Source organism: Croceivirga sp. JEA036, assembly GCF_011882165.1.
Taxonomy (GTDB): domain Bacteria; phylum Bacteroidota; class Bacteroidia; order Flavobacteriales; family Flavobacteriaceae; genus Croceivirga.
The window spans coordinates 76,799-91,874 of record NZ_JAATON010000001.1; the positions used below are offsets into that span (position 1 = coordinate 76,799).

General features: G+C 35.9%; 13 protein-coding genes, 1 other RNA gene and 1 pseudogene. 11 read left to right on the top strand and 4 right to left on the bottom strand.

The window, feature by feature from the left end; genetic code table 11:
* Window position 1: 1 nt before the first annotated feature.
* On the top strand, window positions 2–355 hold the full coding sequence (locus HCO57_RS00395; protein WP_167987346.1) for a transmembrane 220 family protein: 354 nt from the start codon (window positions 2–4) through the stop codon (window positions 353–355).
* On the opposite strand, the gene HCO57_RS00400 is transcribed toward HCO57_RS00395, so the two are convergent.
* Window positions 352–2,112 carry a DNA polymerase III subunit gamma/tau gene (locus HCO57_RS00400; RefSeq protein WP_136950794.1) on the bottom strand — a complete coding sequence of 587 codons (1,761 nt, stop codon included), beginning with the start codon at window positions 2,110–2,112 and terminating at the stop codon, window positions 352–354. The two genes, HCO57_RS00395 and HCO57_RS00400, sit on opposite strands and share 4 nt — an antisense overlap.
* Window positions 2,113–2,218: 106 nt before the next feature.
* On the opposite strand from HCO57_RS00400, the gene rnpB reads away from it, so the two are divergent.
* Together rnpB and HCO57_RS16800 are read left to right on the top strand one after the other, a co-directional pair.
* Window positions 2,219–2,536, top strand: an RNA gene (gene rnpB / locus HCO57_RS00405) — RNase P RNA component class A.
* A gap of 181 nt (window positions 2,537–2,717) precedes the next feature.
* Window positions 2,718–2,903: pseudogene (locus HCO57_RS16800) on the top strand (ACT domain-containing protein); the annotation flags it as partial.
* A gap of 164 nt (window positions 2,904–3,067) precedes the next feature.
* Here the strand turns inward: HCO57_RS16800 and HCO57_RS00415 are convergent.
* The 3 genes from HCO57_RS00415 to HCO57_RS00425 are packed head-to-tail and all read right to left on the bottom strand — an operon-like array spanning window position 3,068 to window position 5,068.
* Window positions 3,068–3,610, bottom strand: a complete 543-nt coding sequence (locus HCO57_RS00415; protein ID WP_167987348.1) for an RsmD family RNA methyltransferase — start codon at window positions 3,608–3,610, stop codon at window positions 3,068–3,070.
* Between the two features lie 2 nt (window positions 3,611–3,612).
* Window positions 3,613–4,440, bottom strand: coding sequence for a DUF3822 family protein (locus tag HCO57_RS00420; protein ID WP_167987350.1), 828 nt, complete (start codon window positions 4,438–4,440; stop codon window positions 3,613–3,615).
* Window positions 4,418–5,068, bottom strand: a complete 651-nt coding sequence (locus tag HCO57_RS00425) for a hypothetical protein (protein ID WP_136950791.1) — start codon at window positions 5,066–5,068, stop codon at window positions 4,418–4,420. Before HCO57_RS00425 ends, HCO57_RS00420 begins: the two co-directional genes overlap by 23 nt.
* 103 nt (window positions 5,069–5,171) lie before the next feature.
* On the opposite strand from HCO57_RS00425, the gene HCO57_RS00430 reads away from it, so the two are divergent.
* The 8 genes from HCO57_RS00430 (at window position 5,172) to HCO57_RS00465 (ending at window position 14,887) form a co-directional block, all read left to right on the top strand.
* Entirely contained in the window at window positions 5,172–6,611 is a 1,440-nt protein-coding gene (locus HCO57_RS00430; protein WP_167987352.1) for an ATP-dependent RecD-like DNA helicase, read from the top strand.
* 25 nt (window positions 6,612–6,636) lie between these two features.
* The gene (locus HCO57_RS00435; RefSeq protein ID WP_136950789.1) at window positions 6,637–7,200 is read left to right on the top strand and encodes a DUF4126 domain-containing protein; all 564 of its coding nucleotides are present in this window, start codon (window positions 6,637–6,639) and stop codon (window positions 7,198–7,200) included.
* A 28-nt stretch (window positions 7,201–7,228) separates the two neighbouring features.
* Window positions 7,229–7,957 carry a 3-deoxy-manno-octulosonate cytidylyltransferase gene (kdsB, locus tag HCO57_RS00440; protein WP_136950788.1) on the top strand — a complete coding sequence of 243 codons (729 nt, stop codon included), beginning with the start codon at window positions 7,229–7,231 and terminating at the stop codon, window positions 7,955–7,957.
* The gene (locus tag HCO57_RS00445; RefSeq protein ID WP_167987354.1) at window positions 7,948–8,655 is read left to right on the top strand and encodes an HAD family hydrolase; all 708 of its coding nucleotides are present in this window, start codon (window positions 7,948–7,950) and stop codon (window positions 8,653–8,655) included. The genes kdsB and HCO57_RS00445 overlap by 10 nt, the downstream gene beginning before the upstream one ends.
* Window positions 8,655–9,782, top strand: coding sequence for an iron-containing alcohol dehydrogenase family protein (locus HCO57_RS00450; protein ID WP_410492659.1), 1,128 nt, complete (start codon window positions 8,655–8,657; stop codon window positions 9,780–9,782). Before HCO57_RS00445 ends, HCO57_RS00450 begins: the two co-directional genes overlap by 1 nt.
* Window positions 9,782–10,345, top strand: coding sequence for a 1-acyl-sn-glycerol-3-phosphate acyltransferase (locus tag HCO57_RS00455; protein ID WP_136950786.1), 564 nt, complete (start codon window positions 9,782–9,784; stop codon window positions 10,343–10,345). The genes HCO57_RS00450 and HCO57_RS00455 overlap by 1 nt, the downstream gene beginning before the upstream one ends.
* Window positions 10,346–10,761: 416 nt before the next feature.
* On the top strand, window positions 10,762–13,533 hold the full coding sequence (locus HCO57_RS00460) for a family 78 glycoside hydrolase catalytic domain (protein WP_167987356.1): 2,772 nt from the start codon (window positions 10,762–10,764) through the stop codon (window positions 13,531–13,533).
* Window positions 13,534–13,543: 10 nt separating this feature from the next.
* A complete protein-coding gene (locus HCO57_RS00465; RefSeq protein ID WP_167987357.1) occupies window positions 13,544–14,887 on the top strand; it encodes a sulfatase in 1,344 nt (447 codons plus the stop codon).
* The last annotated feature ends 189 nt before the right edge of the window (window positions 14,888–15,076 follow it).

Below are 15,076 nucleotides of genomic sequence, written 5' to 3' on the forward strand. Positions count from 1 at the left end.
TATGAGATTATTTTTAAAAATTTTTGCAGGCTTATTTACCATCTTATTTGGATATGCTATGGTAGTACAATTTAACGACCCGGATGCATTTAAATGGATTGGATATTATGGTATGGCTGCCTTGGCTTCTATTTTATTTCTGTTGAAACAATTAAAGGCTTTTACTTACTTTTTTTTAGGAGGTTTTTTCCTTGTGCTGTGTTATATGTACTGGCCAGAGGCATTTGAAGGTGTACAGTTAGACCAAGGAATGAAAACCGAAAATATAGAAAAAGGGAGAGAATCTTTAGGTTCCTTAATCGCAGCAATTGTTCTCTTTATTTACGGTATAGCTACTTTTTTTAATAAGCGCTAAAAATCCAAATCGAACTCTTTTCTTAAGATATCTATTGCTGGATTTTTCTCTCTTAATTTTTCGAATTTTTCCTGAGGTGTAAAGGCATATTTTTTAGCTGATGCTTCGTTTACATCTATTTTCAATTCAATAGAATAGTTTTGTAACTTCTCTCTTAGATAACGTATAAGCGGTCCCTGTTCTCTTTCCACTTCTTTTTTCATGGTGCTATTAGGGAGTTCCATCCATAGCGTATGTGTACCTCTTAGTCTAGGCGTGTCTGCTTGCAAATTACTTGATAATATTTTTTTTCCTTCGTTTTCTAACTTATTCACAAAGAAATTCCAGTGAGCTAACATAGCCTCTTCTGTAAAAGGCTTTTGCGGTAAGTCTTTCTCGTCTATTTCTTCCCCTTTTTTAGACTCTAGGTGTTCTTTTTTTGCCTTAATACTAGATAGGGATAAGCCAGAAACTCTTTTTACTCTATTTTTTAGGTTGATGGGTTTTATTGGTTCTTGCGGAGTCTTTTCAACTTTACTGGTAGCTATAGATTGGTTTACATTTGTCTTAGAACTGGGCACTGCTGCTGCACTACTGGTTGATGTTGCTGTAGTATTAACTACCGTTTCGTCTGTAATGGAGTACGATTTAGGTGCCTTTACAAAAGGTTGTCCTCTAAAATGTGTGGCCGGAATTATAAAATCAGGCTTTTTTTTTTCGCCCTCAAAACTTAGCGAAGCTAATTTCATTAGGGTTAATTCTACCAGCAAACGTTGATTTTTACTGCCTTTATATTTTAAATCACAGTCATTGGCTAAATCTAACCCTTTAAGTAGTACATCTCGATTTATTTTCTTGGCCTGCTCCAAATACTTGGTTTTGGCATCTTCCCCAACTTCTAAGAGCGAATGTGTTTGAGGATGTTGACATACCAGCAAATCTCTAAAATGTGAAGCCAAGCCGGCAATAAAATGATGACCATCAAAACCTAATGAAAGGGTTTGGTTAAACAGTAATAACAAATCTGGAATAGCATTAGCTAGCATCAAGTCTGTTGTCTTAAAAAAGGTATCGTAATCTAAGACGTTAAGGTTTTCAGTTACCGCTTTACGTGTAAGTTCTTTGCCAGAAAAACTAACTACTCTATCAAAAATAGAAAGTGCATCTCGCATAGCGCCATCTGCTTTTTGAGCAATAATATGCAATGCATCATCTTCTGCAGCAATACCTTGTTCTTCGGCAATGTACTTAAGATAATCTGCAGCATCCTTTATAGTAATTCTTTTAAAATCAAATATTTGACATCGAGATAATATGGTTGGGATTATCTTGTGTTTTTCCGTAGTTGCTAAAATAAAAATAGCGTGTTTTGGAGGCTCCTCTAAAGTTTTTAAAAAAGCATTAAAAGCAGATTGAGACAACATGTGTACCTCATCAATAATATAAACTTTATATTTCCCTACCTGTGGTGGTATCCGAACTTGATCTATTAAGTTTCTAATATCATCTACGGAGTTGTTAGATGCCGCATCTAACTCAAATATATTAAAGGCAAAATCTTCATCTTCACGCTCTGTACCGTCTTCATTTATTTTTTTGGCTAGGATACGAGCACAGGTGGTTTTACCCACTCCTCTAGGACCACAAAAAAGTAATGCCTGTGCCAAATGGTTGTTGGCAATGGCATTTTCTAAGGTGTTGGTAATAGCTTGTTGCCCAACAACATCCTTAAAGGTTTTTGGTCTGTATTTTCTTGCTGATACTATAAATGGTTCCACGCGTAAAATTTAAGCCGATTACAAATATAAAAATAGCCTCTGTGTTACTTATTGTATTTGCTTTTAGGTTACCTAATATTTATTAACAATTAAAGTATATTTGCGGCTTGCAGGCCACCTTATCGCTGCTGCGTTTTTGCGCAGGAGAGGAAAGTCCGGACACCATAGTGCAACATAGCGGGTAACGCCCGTCCGCCGAAAGGTGAGGACCAGTGCAACAGAAAGCAAGTACAGTTAGGCTGTAGTGAAATCCGGTAAACTCTATGTGGTGCAACGTCATGTATACCAGTGTTCTGGCAACAGAAAAGGGCGGCACGTCCAAGCTGGAGGGTAGGCGGTTAGAGCACAAAGGTAACTTTGTGCCTAGATAAATGATAAGGCCCCATTTTTGGGTACAGAATCCGGCTTATGGCCTGCTTTTTATTATACCTAAGGGTTCTTTGCACTACTAAATAAGGGTAATTTAATAGGCTATATTTCGATTATATTATTCGTTTTTCTAGAATTTTTTAGGTGTAAATTAAATTCTAATTAATGGGTATACTCCCATACCCGGTAAAGTCAATATTAAGGAATTATTGAAGGGATTGTAACCAGAATTAAACCCAAGAGAATACGTTTTTTCGACAATTGCAATCTTAAAAGGAATTGATAGAAGAAGTAGTAGTACTGTGTGCGAATTTAAGGAGGCAGAAGCTACTATAATCATAGAAAAAACGAAAGCAGATGAATCAAGTTTGCCTTATAGTTTTATTGCATCTTGGATAACTCTTACCCTACATTCTTTTTAGGATGCTGTGGATTTAACAGCAGTTTTTTCTATTGAACTACCTAGGAACCCTCTAATTTGCAATGTTATAGCGGGGTATTCCCTTGATTAAATATTTGTAGTTACAGTAGATGCAGAAAAAGCAATGTCCTATCTAGAAACGGGTAGTAAACAATGCTATTTTCCTTAGGTAATAGCTTCAAAAAAGCTAAAGACATTGCTACCGTACTTTCTGTTTTCTTGAAAAAAGGGAAGGTTTTCTAAGTTGGTTTGTGGGCTATGTTCTACAATTAGTAAACCTTCTGGAGCTAATAGGTTATTTTCAAAAATTAAAGCGGGTATTTGCTCAAACTTTTCCAAAGGCATGTCGTAAGGAGGGTCAGCAAAAATTAAATCGTATTGTGTTTTGGTCCGTTCTAAAAATTTGAATACATCGCTTTTGATAACACTTATATCAAAATCAAATTCTTGGGCGGTATTATGAATAAATTTGGTGCAACCTGCATGCTGGTCTACAGCGGTAATACCTTGCACACCTCTAGAAGCCATCTCAAAACTTATATTACCTGTACCTGAGAATAAGTCAAGCACACGTAAATCTTCTAAATAATATCGGTTTTTCAAAATATTAAAAATCCCCTCTTTAGCCATATCTGTAGTAGGCCTTACAGGTAATTTTTTTGGGGCAGTAATGCGCCTGCCTTTATGGGATCCAGAGATAATTCTCATAATTATAATGTGCTTAAAAGCGAATAATCTAACAGATGGGCTTTTGCTTCAGCTATATTGTAGGTGCCTTCTTCTGGTCTAAATACAGTAACGTCCTTAATGTATTCATAACAAAGTTTGTAGTTGTTATCTTCTGTGGTTATGGCACCGAATAATTTTAAAGGTGTAGACGCTACATTTAGTCCTAATTGCTCATAAGTAAATAGGATATAGTACAAGAAATCCTCTTTTACTTGATAGGTAAATTGATTATAAAGTATTAAATTTTTTTGCTCTAGAACTGCCATTTCTAGTTGAGTTGGTGTTACATGAACATAACAAGTGGTAGTTGCACTACTATTTTGTAATAAAGTCTGTAAAAGCGAAACGCTAGCATGTTTATACTCAAATTCTCCAAAGAGAGTAAAAAGATAGTTATTGATGTTAGTAAATGGCACATAAACACATACCATTTCTGTGTTAGGAATCTGGTCGTGTACAATCTGGTCTGTAGCTAAAATCTTAGTATTGAACTTTAAATAATTGGCAAGTTCATTTTTATCAAACAAAGCTACGGGGACTAAGCTGTACAAATTATTTCTATGCAGCACTAGCACTTCTGTAAATTCTCGCTCTGCTAACTTATGGTGCTCTACAAGAGCTTTAAGTTCTTTAAGTACTAAGTAGGGAGTAAGTTCTGTTTTAAAGAACTTTTGTTCCATTTCTTCTAATTGTAAAGAAACGGTGTCTTGAATACAAAAAGAAAGTCCATTCAAGCTTACCTGAATGGACAATTTTTTAAAAGTTGTGTTAGGATTGTTCACCCCATTAATTTTCTGTCTTTCTATCATAGATAGGAGGCCAGTTACCGTTGGTGCTAACTTCTGTTAAAGAACCAACTTTAATTTCAGTTCCATTAACTTCTTCTACACTTACGTGAGCGTTTTCTCTAGCAACTAAATCTTTAGGCTGATCGTATAATAAAGCATCCTTTTTAATCTTAGCTTCAAAAACTGGAGCTTTATAACCACTTTTATCCACTTGCCCTGCTTTCATGTCAAACTTAACATCTCCCTCAGCGTAAGGCACGTTCATCATAGTTTTATAACGGTCGTCTGTGCCGAATAATTTTTCTTTTACTTTTTCAAAACCTAAAGTATCAATTACTACGGTGTCTACCTGTAAGTCAATTTGATAAGTTTTGTCATAACGCATAAAAGAAGAATCTCTTTGCTGGGTAATGGTAAAACTTGCGGTGTCTATAAACTGTACAAGGCTGTTAAAGTCTTTTGCATATGTGCCAGTTACTTTTTTGTGAGCTTCTTGTGAATCTCTGATATCCTTAAGTTTAGCAATTACTGCAGAAAAACGTTCTTCACGGACTTTGTTGAATTCAATCGGTGCATTAATGGATTGGTAAATCATATAAGCCAATACCCCGCATACAATCCAAAGAACAATTTGTAAGATGGTCTTCATTTTATATAGTATTAATTACATTTAGTGGTTAGAAGCAAATCTACAATTTTTTTTGAATGATGAAAGTTTTTGTCCTAAAAATGATAGCTATCTTTGGACATCTATGGATAGCATAACACCGCAGGTTTTTCTAAAATTTTTAAAAGAAAAGTTTCCTCACGAGCCTACTTCGTTGCAAGCCTTAACGTTACAGCAATTAGCAGACTTTATTTTATCTAAGAATAATGAGCGTTTATTTCTTTTGAAGGGATATGCCGGGACAGGTAAAACAACCATAATTGGTAGTGTTGTAAAAAGTTTATGGAAAGTAAAGAAAACTGCAGTTTTGTTGGCTCCAACAGGTAGGGCAGCAAAAGTGATGACCAATTACTCTAATACCCAGGCCTTTACAATACATAAAAAGATTTATTTTCCTAAAAAACAACAGGGAGGTGGTGTTCAATTTACATTAGCACCAAATAAACACAGGAATACTGTTTTTATTGTAGATGAAGCTTCTATGATACCAGATGCCCCGTCTGATTCTAAGTTGTTTGAAAATGGTTCACTTTTAGACGATTTAATATATTATGTTTATTCGGGATTTAGGTGTAAGCTTATTTTGATTGGAGACACAGCGCAATTACCACCCGTGAAATTAGATTTGAGTCCTGCTTTAAATGAAAATACTTTGGGACTAAACTATAATAAAGAGGTTACCAAGATTGAGTTGGATGAAGTAATGCGGCAGTCTTCAGAATCTGGTATTTTATTCAATGCTACTAATTTAAGGGAGCAGTTGCAAAACGACTATTTTGATGATTTTAAATTTGCTTTATCAGGTTTTAAAGATATTGTAAGATTGATTGATGGTCATGAGATACAGGAAGCAATAGATAATAGTTACGCTACCAATGGTAAAGAAGAAACGGCGATAATTGTACGCTCTAATAAAAGAGCGAATTTATATAATGAAAACATTAGGCAACGTATCTTGTTTTTAGAGAATGAGATTTCTGTTGGGGATTTTATGATGGTGGTTAAGAATAATTATTATTGGCTAAAACCTACCACAGAAGCTGGATTTATTGCCAATGGAGATATCATAGAAATCTTAGAATTATTTGCCATTAAAGAACTTTATGGTTTTAAATTTGCAGAAGTTAAAGTTCAAATGGTAGACTATCCTAATCAAAAACCATTTGAAACAGTTCTACTTTTAGATACAATTACAGCAGAAACACCCTCTTTAAGTTATGAAGATGGTAATCGTTTGTACCAAGAAGTCAATAAAGATTACGCTCACGAAACCTCTAAATATAAACGCTTTCTAGGGGTTAAGAATAATAAGTATTTTAATGCTTTGCAAGTAAAATTTTCATACGCTATCACTTGTCATAAATCACAAGGTGGGCAGTGGGATACCGTTTTTGTGGAACAGCCCTACTTGCCCAATGGTTTAGATAAAGACTACCTAAGATGGTTGTATACAGCTGTTACAAGGGCCAAAAATAAATTGTATCTTATTGGTTTTAAGAAGGATTTTTTTCTTGGGAATGAATAGGCTATTTTAGTCCAAACCATTAACTATGACTACGGAAACTATAATTAGTATATTTTTAGGAGTAGGCCTTGCGGCATCTGCAGGTTTTAGGGTCTTTCTTCCGCTTTTTGCTTTAAGCTTAGCTGCTTATTTTAACATATGGGAACTTAATGATTCTTGGCAATGGATTGGTAGTTTAGCTGCTGTACTTACTTTGGGTGCTGCAACCGTTTTTGAAGTGTTTGCTTATTTTATACCTTGGGTAGATAATGCGTTAGATAGTATTGCAATTCCGCTAGCTGCTATTGCTGGTACAGCGGTAATGGTATCTACAATGGCAGATTTAGACCCTGTAATAACTTGGTCACTGGCTATAATTGCAGGTGGTGGTACTGCCTCCGCTATCAAAGGCGCAAATGCAGCAGGTAGATTAACTTCAACAGCAACAACTGGTGGTTTGGCAAACCCATTGGTATCTACTGTAGAAACGGGAACCGCTATGGTGGTTTCTACCGCATCTATTTTTGCTCCTCTATTGGCAGTTGTTTTAGTTATCTTAATTTTGGTTATCATTTTTAGGATTTACAGAAAGCTAAGACCTAGAGTATAACAACCAAAAAAATAACAGACTACCTATTATGAAGGTAATTTCCATGATTCCTGCCCGTTACAAGGCTTCTAGATTTCCTGCCAAATTAATGCAAGATTTAGCAGGTAAACCCGTGATATTGCGTACCTATGAGGCTGCAGTAAATACTCAGTTGTTTGATGCTGTTTACGTGGTAACAGATAGCCAAGAAATAGAAGAATTAATTGCAGCTAATGGCGGTAAGGTGATACGTAGTAAAAAAGAGCACGAAAGTGGTAGCGATAGAATAGCAGAAGCTGTATTAAATTTAGATGTAGATATTGTGGTTAATGTCCAAGGAGATGAACCCTTTATAGATGCAGCTAGTTTAGAAAAGGTAATACAAGTATTTAAAAAGGACCCGGAAAAGGTTATTGATTTAGCATCTTTAATGACTCCTATTACAGATTGGGAAGAAATAGAAAACCCAAATACTGTAAAAGTTATAGTTGATCAAGAAGATTTTGCCTTATATTTTTCAAGGTCGCCTATTCCTTATCCTAGAGATAAAGAAGTGGGTGCAACCTATTACAAACACAAAGGCATCTATGCTTTTAGAAAAAGAGCTCTATCAGATTTTACTAATTTACCCATGCTTTCTTTAGAGGCAACAGAAAAAATAGAAGCTATTCGATTTTTAGAATACGGCAAAAAAATTAAGATGGTAGAAACTACGGTCTCTGGTGTAGAAATAGATACTCCAGAAGATTTAGAAAGAGCTAGGAGAGAATGGAAGTAGACTACAGTAAAATAAAAGTTATTGGTTTTGATGCAGATGATACCCTGTGGATAAATGAAACATATTTTAGAGAAACAGAAGAACATTTTGCATCATTGTTAGAAGGTTATGAAACCAAAAACAAAATAGACCAAGAGCTTTTTAAAATGGAAATTAAGAACCTAGAATTATACGGTTATGGTATAAAAGGGTTTGTGCTTTCTATGATAGAATCAGCTTTAGACTTATCTAATAATAAACTGCCACAAGAAACACTTTCTAAAATTTTAGACCTAGGTAAAACCATGCTAAGGCAGCCGGTAGAATTGTTAGATGGGGTAGAAGAAGTGTTGCAGAGATTAGAACAAAAAGGCTACCGTTTAATTGTGCTTACTAAAGGAGATTTGTTAGACCAAGAGCGTAAATTAGAAAAGTCTGGATTGTCTAAGTACTTTCACCATGTAGAGGTGCTAAGTGATAAAAAAGAAAGCAATTATAAAAACTTACTAGAGCATTTAGAAATTGATGTAAATGAATTTTTGATGGTAGGGAATTCCCTTAAGTCAGATGTTATACCCTTATTAAATATTGGTGCACAAGCCATCCATATTCCATTTCATACCACTTGGGTACACGAGACTGTGTCTGAGAAGGAAGAACAAGAAAATGATTATCTAAAGTTGAATTCTATAAAGGATTTATTGAAGTATCTGGATTAATGACAAAAGAAAACAACGCACAACTAAATATAAAAACACTGGAACACTTAAATCAACATAAGAATTTTCCCATGGTCCCTAGAGTGGTATTTGGCAGGGGAAGTTTTAGCAGCTTGGGTAGTATTTTACTGCCAAAACGTAGAAATTCTGATGCTCCATTTATCTTTCTAGTCGATGCTTTTTTTGAGGGGTCAGATTTGGAAAACAGATTGCCTTTGTTGTTTAACGACCAAGTAATATATGTTTCTGCAGAAGAAGAACCTAAAACAGCACAAGTAGATGCATTAGTTCAAAAATTAAAATCAGATTACACAGAAGAACCTTCTGGTATTGTTGGGATAGGTGGGGGTACACTTTTAGATTTAGCCAAGGCAGTAGCATTATTAATGACTAATGCAGGTTCATCTTCTTTATATCAGGGATGGGATTTAATTCAAAAGCAAGGACTTTACCACGTGGGTATCCCAACCATAAGTGGTACAGGAGCAGAAGTTTCTAGAACAGCGGTACTTATGGGGCCTGAGAAAAAACTAGGCTTAAACTCAGATTATACGACCTATGACCAGGTAGTGTTAGACCCAGATTTTTTGGCTACAGTGCCTAAAGACCAGTGGTTTTATACGGGAATGGATTGTTTTATACATTGTGTAGAGTCGTTAGAAGGTACTTATTTAAATGCTTTTAGTCAGAGTTATGGGGAAAAGGCATATGACCTTTGTAAAGAAGTATTTTTAGGTGACATAGACCAAAAAGAAGCCGAAGAAAAATTGATGATGGCTTCGTGGCACGGAGGTATGAGTATAGCATACTCGCAAGTTGGTGTAGCACACGCCATGAGTTATGGCCTTTCTTATGTGTTGGGCACAAAACACGGGATAGGGAATTGTCTGGTTTTTCAATTTTTAGAAGAATATTATCCAGAAGGTGTGGCATTATTTAACCAAATGATGCAAAAACATCAGATTACGTTACCAAAAGGTGTTTGTGCCAATTGTACTGCAGAACAATTAGATACTATGGCAACCATCTCTTTGTCTATGGCACCACTATGGGAAAATGCACTTGGTGCAGATTGGACTTCTAAAATTTCTAAAGAAAAGCTAATCGCTATTTATAAAAAGATTTGATGCTAAGGAGCCTATCTAAATTTATTTTATTCCGTTTACTGGGGTGGAAACTAGAAGGCAACTTTTCTAAGCTTAAAAAGTACGTTATTATAGTAATACCACATACCCATTGGTTAGATTTTCCGTTGGGCGTTTTTGTACGTAAGATTGTGGGGTTAGATATGCATTATATTGCCAAGAAAGCACTTTTTAAGCCGCCTTTTGGTTGGTTTTTTAGGTGGACAGGAGGTACACCAGTAGACCGTAATAAAAACAATAATACGGTAGATGCCATTGTTGCTCTTTTTGATGAAAAGGATGAATTTAGGCTAGCGCTAGCCCCAGAAGGTACTCGTAAAAAAGTTACAAGTTTAAAAACAGGCTTTTATCACATTGCAAAAAAGGCAGGTGTTCCTATTGTTATGGTCGCTTTTGATTTTAGGAACAAAGCTGTTAGGATTAGGGATCCTTTTTATCCAACCTCAGACATTATAGCTGATTTTAAACTCATTTTTGAGTACTATGATGGCGTTACGGGAAAAGTCTCAGAAAATAGTTTTAATGGAGATGTGACTACTATTTGAAACCAAAAAAGACCGCTATTGCGGTCTTTTTTAGTAAGCTTACATGTATACCTTTCTATTACTCTTGCATGGTATGATATACGTTTTTAACATCATAATATATAACGTAAAGTATTTATTTTAAATATATTATATTTATGCCTTATGAAGTTTGTTCGATATTTGTTCGTATTCAGACCAATTAATTAGGCTATGCTATTAGCCATTCGGGCACTTATTCTATAGCTTGCACAATGACCAATAACACTTAAATATTTAGCCTGAAATTTGTGTTTTTAAAACTATAATTCAAACCAAACACAGCAGGACACTTTCCAATTAAGAGTTAGATATATTTGGTTTAATGCTGTAGCAATTGTTTAATGCGTTTTAGCTTAACAAATAGTGTGCTAGTGGCTTTCTAGAATGTAATAACGATGAAACTGTTTCATAATATTAGAACCATCTTTACGATTAGTTTATTGGGTTGTTTCCTTTTGAGTTGCCGGACCGAACCTACGTTGAAACCCGCTCAAGACCTTACCTTAAATGAAGGTTTTGTGAACCCTATAGGTTTTTATGACGCTACGCCTTCCTTTTCGTGGAAATTACCACAAGAAATACAAAAACAAACGGCATATCATTTAGTTGTGGCCTCTTCGCCAGAACTCTTATCAGAAGACCCAGATTTGTGGGATACGGGCAAAGTCAGTTCAGGTCAATCTTTATATATTTCTTATGAAGGAAAACCTTTGTTATCACGTGATAAGATGTATTGGAAAGTACGATTTTGGAATGCAGAAGACCAACCCTCAACATGGAGCGAGATTGCCCAGATGGAGCTAGGATTATTACAAAATGAAGACTGGCAAGCAAAATGGATTGGGTTGAATACCAGAAAGGATAGTATCAAGGGAAAAAGTAATATCATAATTCATACACCGCAATACCTAAGAAAAGAATTTGAGGTCAACAAGCAACTTGTATCTGCAAAATTGTATGTGACAGCTAAAGGGGTTTTTAAAGGATTTATCAACGGTAAGGCTATCAGTGAGGATGTAATGTCGCCAGGGTGGACACCCTATCAAAAACGCATAGAATCGCTCACCTATGATGTAACCGATTTGCTGAAAGAAGGGGATAATGCTATCGGGTTTCAATTGGCTTCAGGGTGGCATTTTGGACGCCTATTATGGAATAAAATGATTTGGGGGCAAAACGGTTCCCCAAAAGTGTTGAGCCAACTGGAATTGCTTTATAAAGATGGAACCAAAAAAAACATTGTTTCAGACAACAGTTGGCAAGGTACAACCAGAGGTCCTATTCGTTTTGCAGAGATATACGATGGGGAGATTTATGATGCCAATTTTCAAATGCATGGGTGGGCCACTTCAGATTTTGAGGCGAAAGAATGGAGCAAGGTTGAGGTCGCTCCGTTGGAGAATGCTATAGCCATACGACCAAAAAGGCATCATTCCGTTAGGCAAAAAACAACTTTGGATACCAAAGAAATCATCACACCGAAAGATGGTAGTGGTGTCATATTCAATCTACAACAGAATATGTTAGGTGTGCCAAGACTTCGGGTTCCCATGAAAAAGGGAGATACCTTAAAAGTCCGTTTTTCTGAAATGTTAGATCCAGACGGTTCTTTTTATACAGATAATTACCGTTCAGCAGAATCAACCGATTATTATATAGCAGCTGAAGATGGTAGGATAGATTGGCATCCCACCTTTACCTTTCACGGCTTTCAATATGCAGAACTTAGCGGTTTTGATACCTCAAAAACCCCTAAAAAAGAATGGGTTACGGGTTTAGTTCAGTACTCCGACTTTGATAAAACTGGGTACTTTTCTTCTTCACATGATAAACTAAATCAACTTCAGAGTAATATCAATTGGGGTTTAAGGGGAAACTTTTTTGATATTCCTACTGACTGTCCCCAACGTGATGAAAGATTGGGTTGGACAGGGGATGCACAAGTAATTTCTCCGACATCCATTTTCAATAACAATGTTCACGCATTTTGGGCAAGTTGGTTGCAAACACTAAGAGAGTCTCAATATGTAGATGGAGGAATTCCTTTCGTCGCCCCAGATGTATTAGAAAATAATAAGGTTAGCTCTGGTTGGGGAGATGCAGCAGTAATAATACCATGGGATATCTACACCCGAACAGCAGATACTACTGTTCTAAAAGAAAATTATGAAATGATGAAGAAATGGGTTTCACATCATCAATCCATTTCAGAGAATTACATTTCTCAGATGAATTCTTTTGGTGATTGGTTACAGCCCTTTCAAGCTAAGGAGAGCAATAAACGAGGTGATACATCAAAAAAGTTGATAGGCACCGCGTTTTTTGCCCATGCCGCTCATCTTACATCAAAGGCAGCAGAAGTGTTGGGTTTGAAAGAAGAAAAAGAAGAATATCAAAAACTTTATCAAACTGTGGCTAACGCTTTTGAAAGTGAGTTTTTTGATAACGAAGGGAAAATTAAAAATGGCAAGGCTACTCAAACAGCATATTTATTGGCCCTACATTTTGATTTGTTATCGGATACTATTACCAAAAAAGCTGAGCAACATTTGTTGCATAAGATTGAAGAAGCTGACAATCATTTGAGAACAGGATTTTTGGGTACACCTCTTTTGCCAAGAGTTTTGGATGCTATGGGTGAAACGGACTTGATGTACCAAATCTTATTAAAGGAAACTTATCCTTCATGGTTTTATTCTATAAATCAAGGTGCTACTACTATGTGGGAAAGATGGAATAGCTACAGCCGGTTAGAAGGCTATAATCCAGAATCAATGAATAGTCTAAACCATTACGCCTATGGTGCTGTTGGTGAATGGATGTATGAGCGTATTGCTGGAATTAAACCACTTGAACCTGGATATAAAAAAATACGGATAGCCCCTATACCCGGTGGGGGATTGACTTCTGCGGAAGCCACTTATGACTCTCCCTATGGCGAAATTAAATCCACCTGGAAGATTGAGGGTGATACCTTTTATCACGATGCAACCGTTCCGCCGAATACGACAGCCTTGTTGTCGATTATTTCAGATAATGTACAAAGGGTTATTGTAAATGGAGCGTCTTTAAAAGACTTTAAATATGGTCAAGTCATAGAAAATGAAGACGGCATCATAACCATTGAAGTACCATCAGGTAACTACAGCATACAAACTTTACGTTAAAACACTCAAAATGAAAATACGCAACCTAACTATTTTATTGTGGACAGTGTTGGTTTGTTTTGCTTCCTGTAAGGAAAATAAGCAAAACAACGAAACCGCCAAAGTGGAGGAACGACCACCGAATATTGTTTTTATCCTATCGGATGACCAAGCGTGGACAGATTACGGTTTCATGGGTCATAAAGCCATTGAAACACCATATTTAGATAAGTTGGCGGCAGAGAGTCTTACGTTTGAACGAGGTTATGTGCCTACTTCATTGTGTTCACCGTCATTGGCATCGATTATAACGGGTGTTTATCCACGTACGCACATGGTATTGGGTAACGATCGGGTGCTACCGGGAGATGATAGATCTAGTCCACAACCATGGCGTTCTTCATGGAGGCCTAAAAATTATGAAGCAGTTATCAATCATTTTAATACGCTAGAGACGCTACCTAAACTATTAAAAAATAAAGGTTACCTTTCTTTTCAAACGGGAAAATGGTGGATAGGAAATTATAAAAATGGAGGTTTTGATTATGGGATGACACATGGTGACCCTAATCGTGGTGGACGCCATGGCGACTACGGACTAGAAATTGGTCGCAAGGGTATGGATACCCTTTACAATTATATAGACTTGGCCCTTGAAAAAAAGAAACCATTTTTTATGTGGTACGCTCCTTTTCTACCTCATGCCCCCCATACACCACCAGACAGTTTATTACAAAAATATCTTCCTAAAGCTCCAACACCATATGTAGCTAAATATTGGGCAATGTGTGAATGGTTCGACAAGACCTGTGGTGATTTAATGAATTATATTGAAGAAAAAGGAGAAACAGAAAATACGTTATTCGTATATGTATGTGATAATGGATGGATTCAAAATGAAGATAATTCAAGTTATGATAAAAACTCCAAACGCTCCCCTTATGATTTTGGACTCCGAACACCAATAATGTATAAATGGAAAGGAAAAATAAAACCACTTAGAGATAGTATCACATTAACAAGTAGTTTAGATATGGTTCCTACGGTTTTAGATTTAGTAGGTATGAGTAAACCTAAAAATTTAGATGGAATTAGTGTTTTAGACGAAAAAAAATTAAAATCTAGAAATGCTATTTACGGTGAAATTTATGACCACGATTTTAATACTGTAGATAGTAGCTTGCAGTATAGAATGGTGATGACTAAACCATATAAATTAATTCTTCCAAATTTGCAAAATGCCCAGATTAAAAAAGAAATTGAACTCTACAATATCTATACAGACCCAAAAGAACAAAACAATTTGGCCAACGAGCATCCAGAAGTTGTTTCTGAACTCAAAATGAAAATAGAATCCTCTTGGCTAGAGAACTAATAGCATTTTATGTTTATTTCTTCTTTTTTTAACTTAAAATTTTAAATCAGAATTTAGGATACTAATGATTTTATTTTCCAAGTAATAATAAGATAAGTTTTACTTAAAAAAACATCTAGGCCGATGGTGTTACTCTTTTGGATGTACTACAAAAGTAATTTTCCCCTTTTCAAGAAATACTACTTCATT

Coding starts and splice junctions, on each gene's coding strand:
- HCO57_RS00435 (WP_136950789.1), top strand. CDS start 6,637: ATGACTACGGAAACTATAATTAGTATATTTTTAGGAGTAGGCCTTGCG.
- HCO57_RS00465 (WP_167987357.1), top strand. CDS start 13,544: ATGAAAATACGCAACCTAACTATTTTATTGTGGACAGTGTTGGTTTGT.
- HCO57_RS00450 (WP_410492659.1), top strand. CDS start 8,655: ATGACAAAAGAAAACAACGCACAACTAAATATAAAAACACTGGAACAC.
- HCO57_RS00395 (WP_167987346.1), top strand. CDS start 2: ATGAGATTATTTTTAAAAATTTTTGCAGGCTTATTTACCATCTTATTT.
- HCO57_RS00415 (WP_167987348.1), bottom strand. CDS start 3,610: ATGAGAATTATCTCTGGATCCCATAAAGGCAGGCGCATTACTGCCCCA.
- HCO57_RS00420 (WP_167987350.1), bottom strand. CDS start 4,440: ATGATAGAAAGACAGAAAATTAATGGGGTGAACAATCCTAACACAACT.
- kdsB (WP_136950788.1), top strand. CDS start 7,229: ATGAAGGTAATTTCCATGATTCCTGCCCGTTACAAGGCTTCTAGATTT.
- HCO57_RS00425 (WP_136950791.1), bottom strand. CDS start 5,068: ATGAAGACCATCTTACAAATTGTTCTTTGGATTGTATGCGGGGTATTG.
- HCO57_RS00455 (WP_136950786.1), top strand. CDS start 9,782: ATGCTAAGGAGCCTATCTAAATTTATTTTATTCCGTTTACTGGGGTGG.
- HCO57_RS00445 (WP_167987354.1), top strand. CDS start 7,948: ATGGAAGTAGACTACAGTAAAATAAAAGTTATTGGTTTTGATGCAGAT.
- HCO57_RS00430 (WP_167987352.1), top strand. CDS start 5,172: ATGGATAGCATAACACCGCAGGTTTTTCTAAAATTTTTAAAAGAAAAG.
- HCO57_RS00460 (WP_167987356.1), top strand. CDS start 10,762: ATGAAACTGTTTCATAATATTAGAACCATCTTTACGATTAGTTTATTG.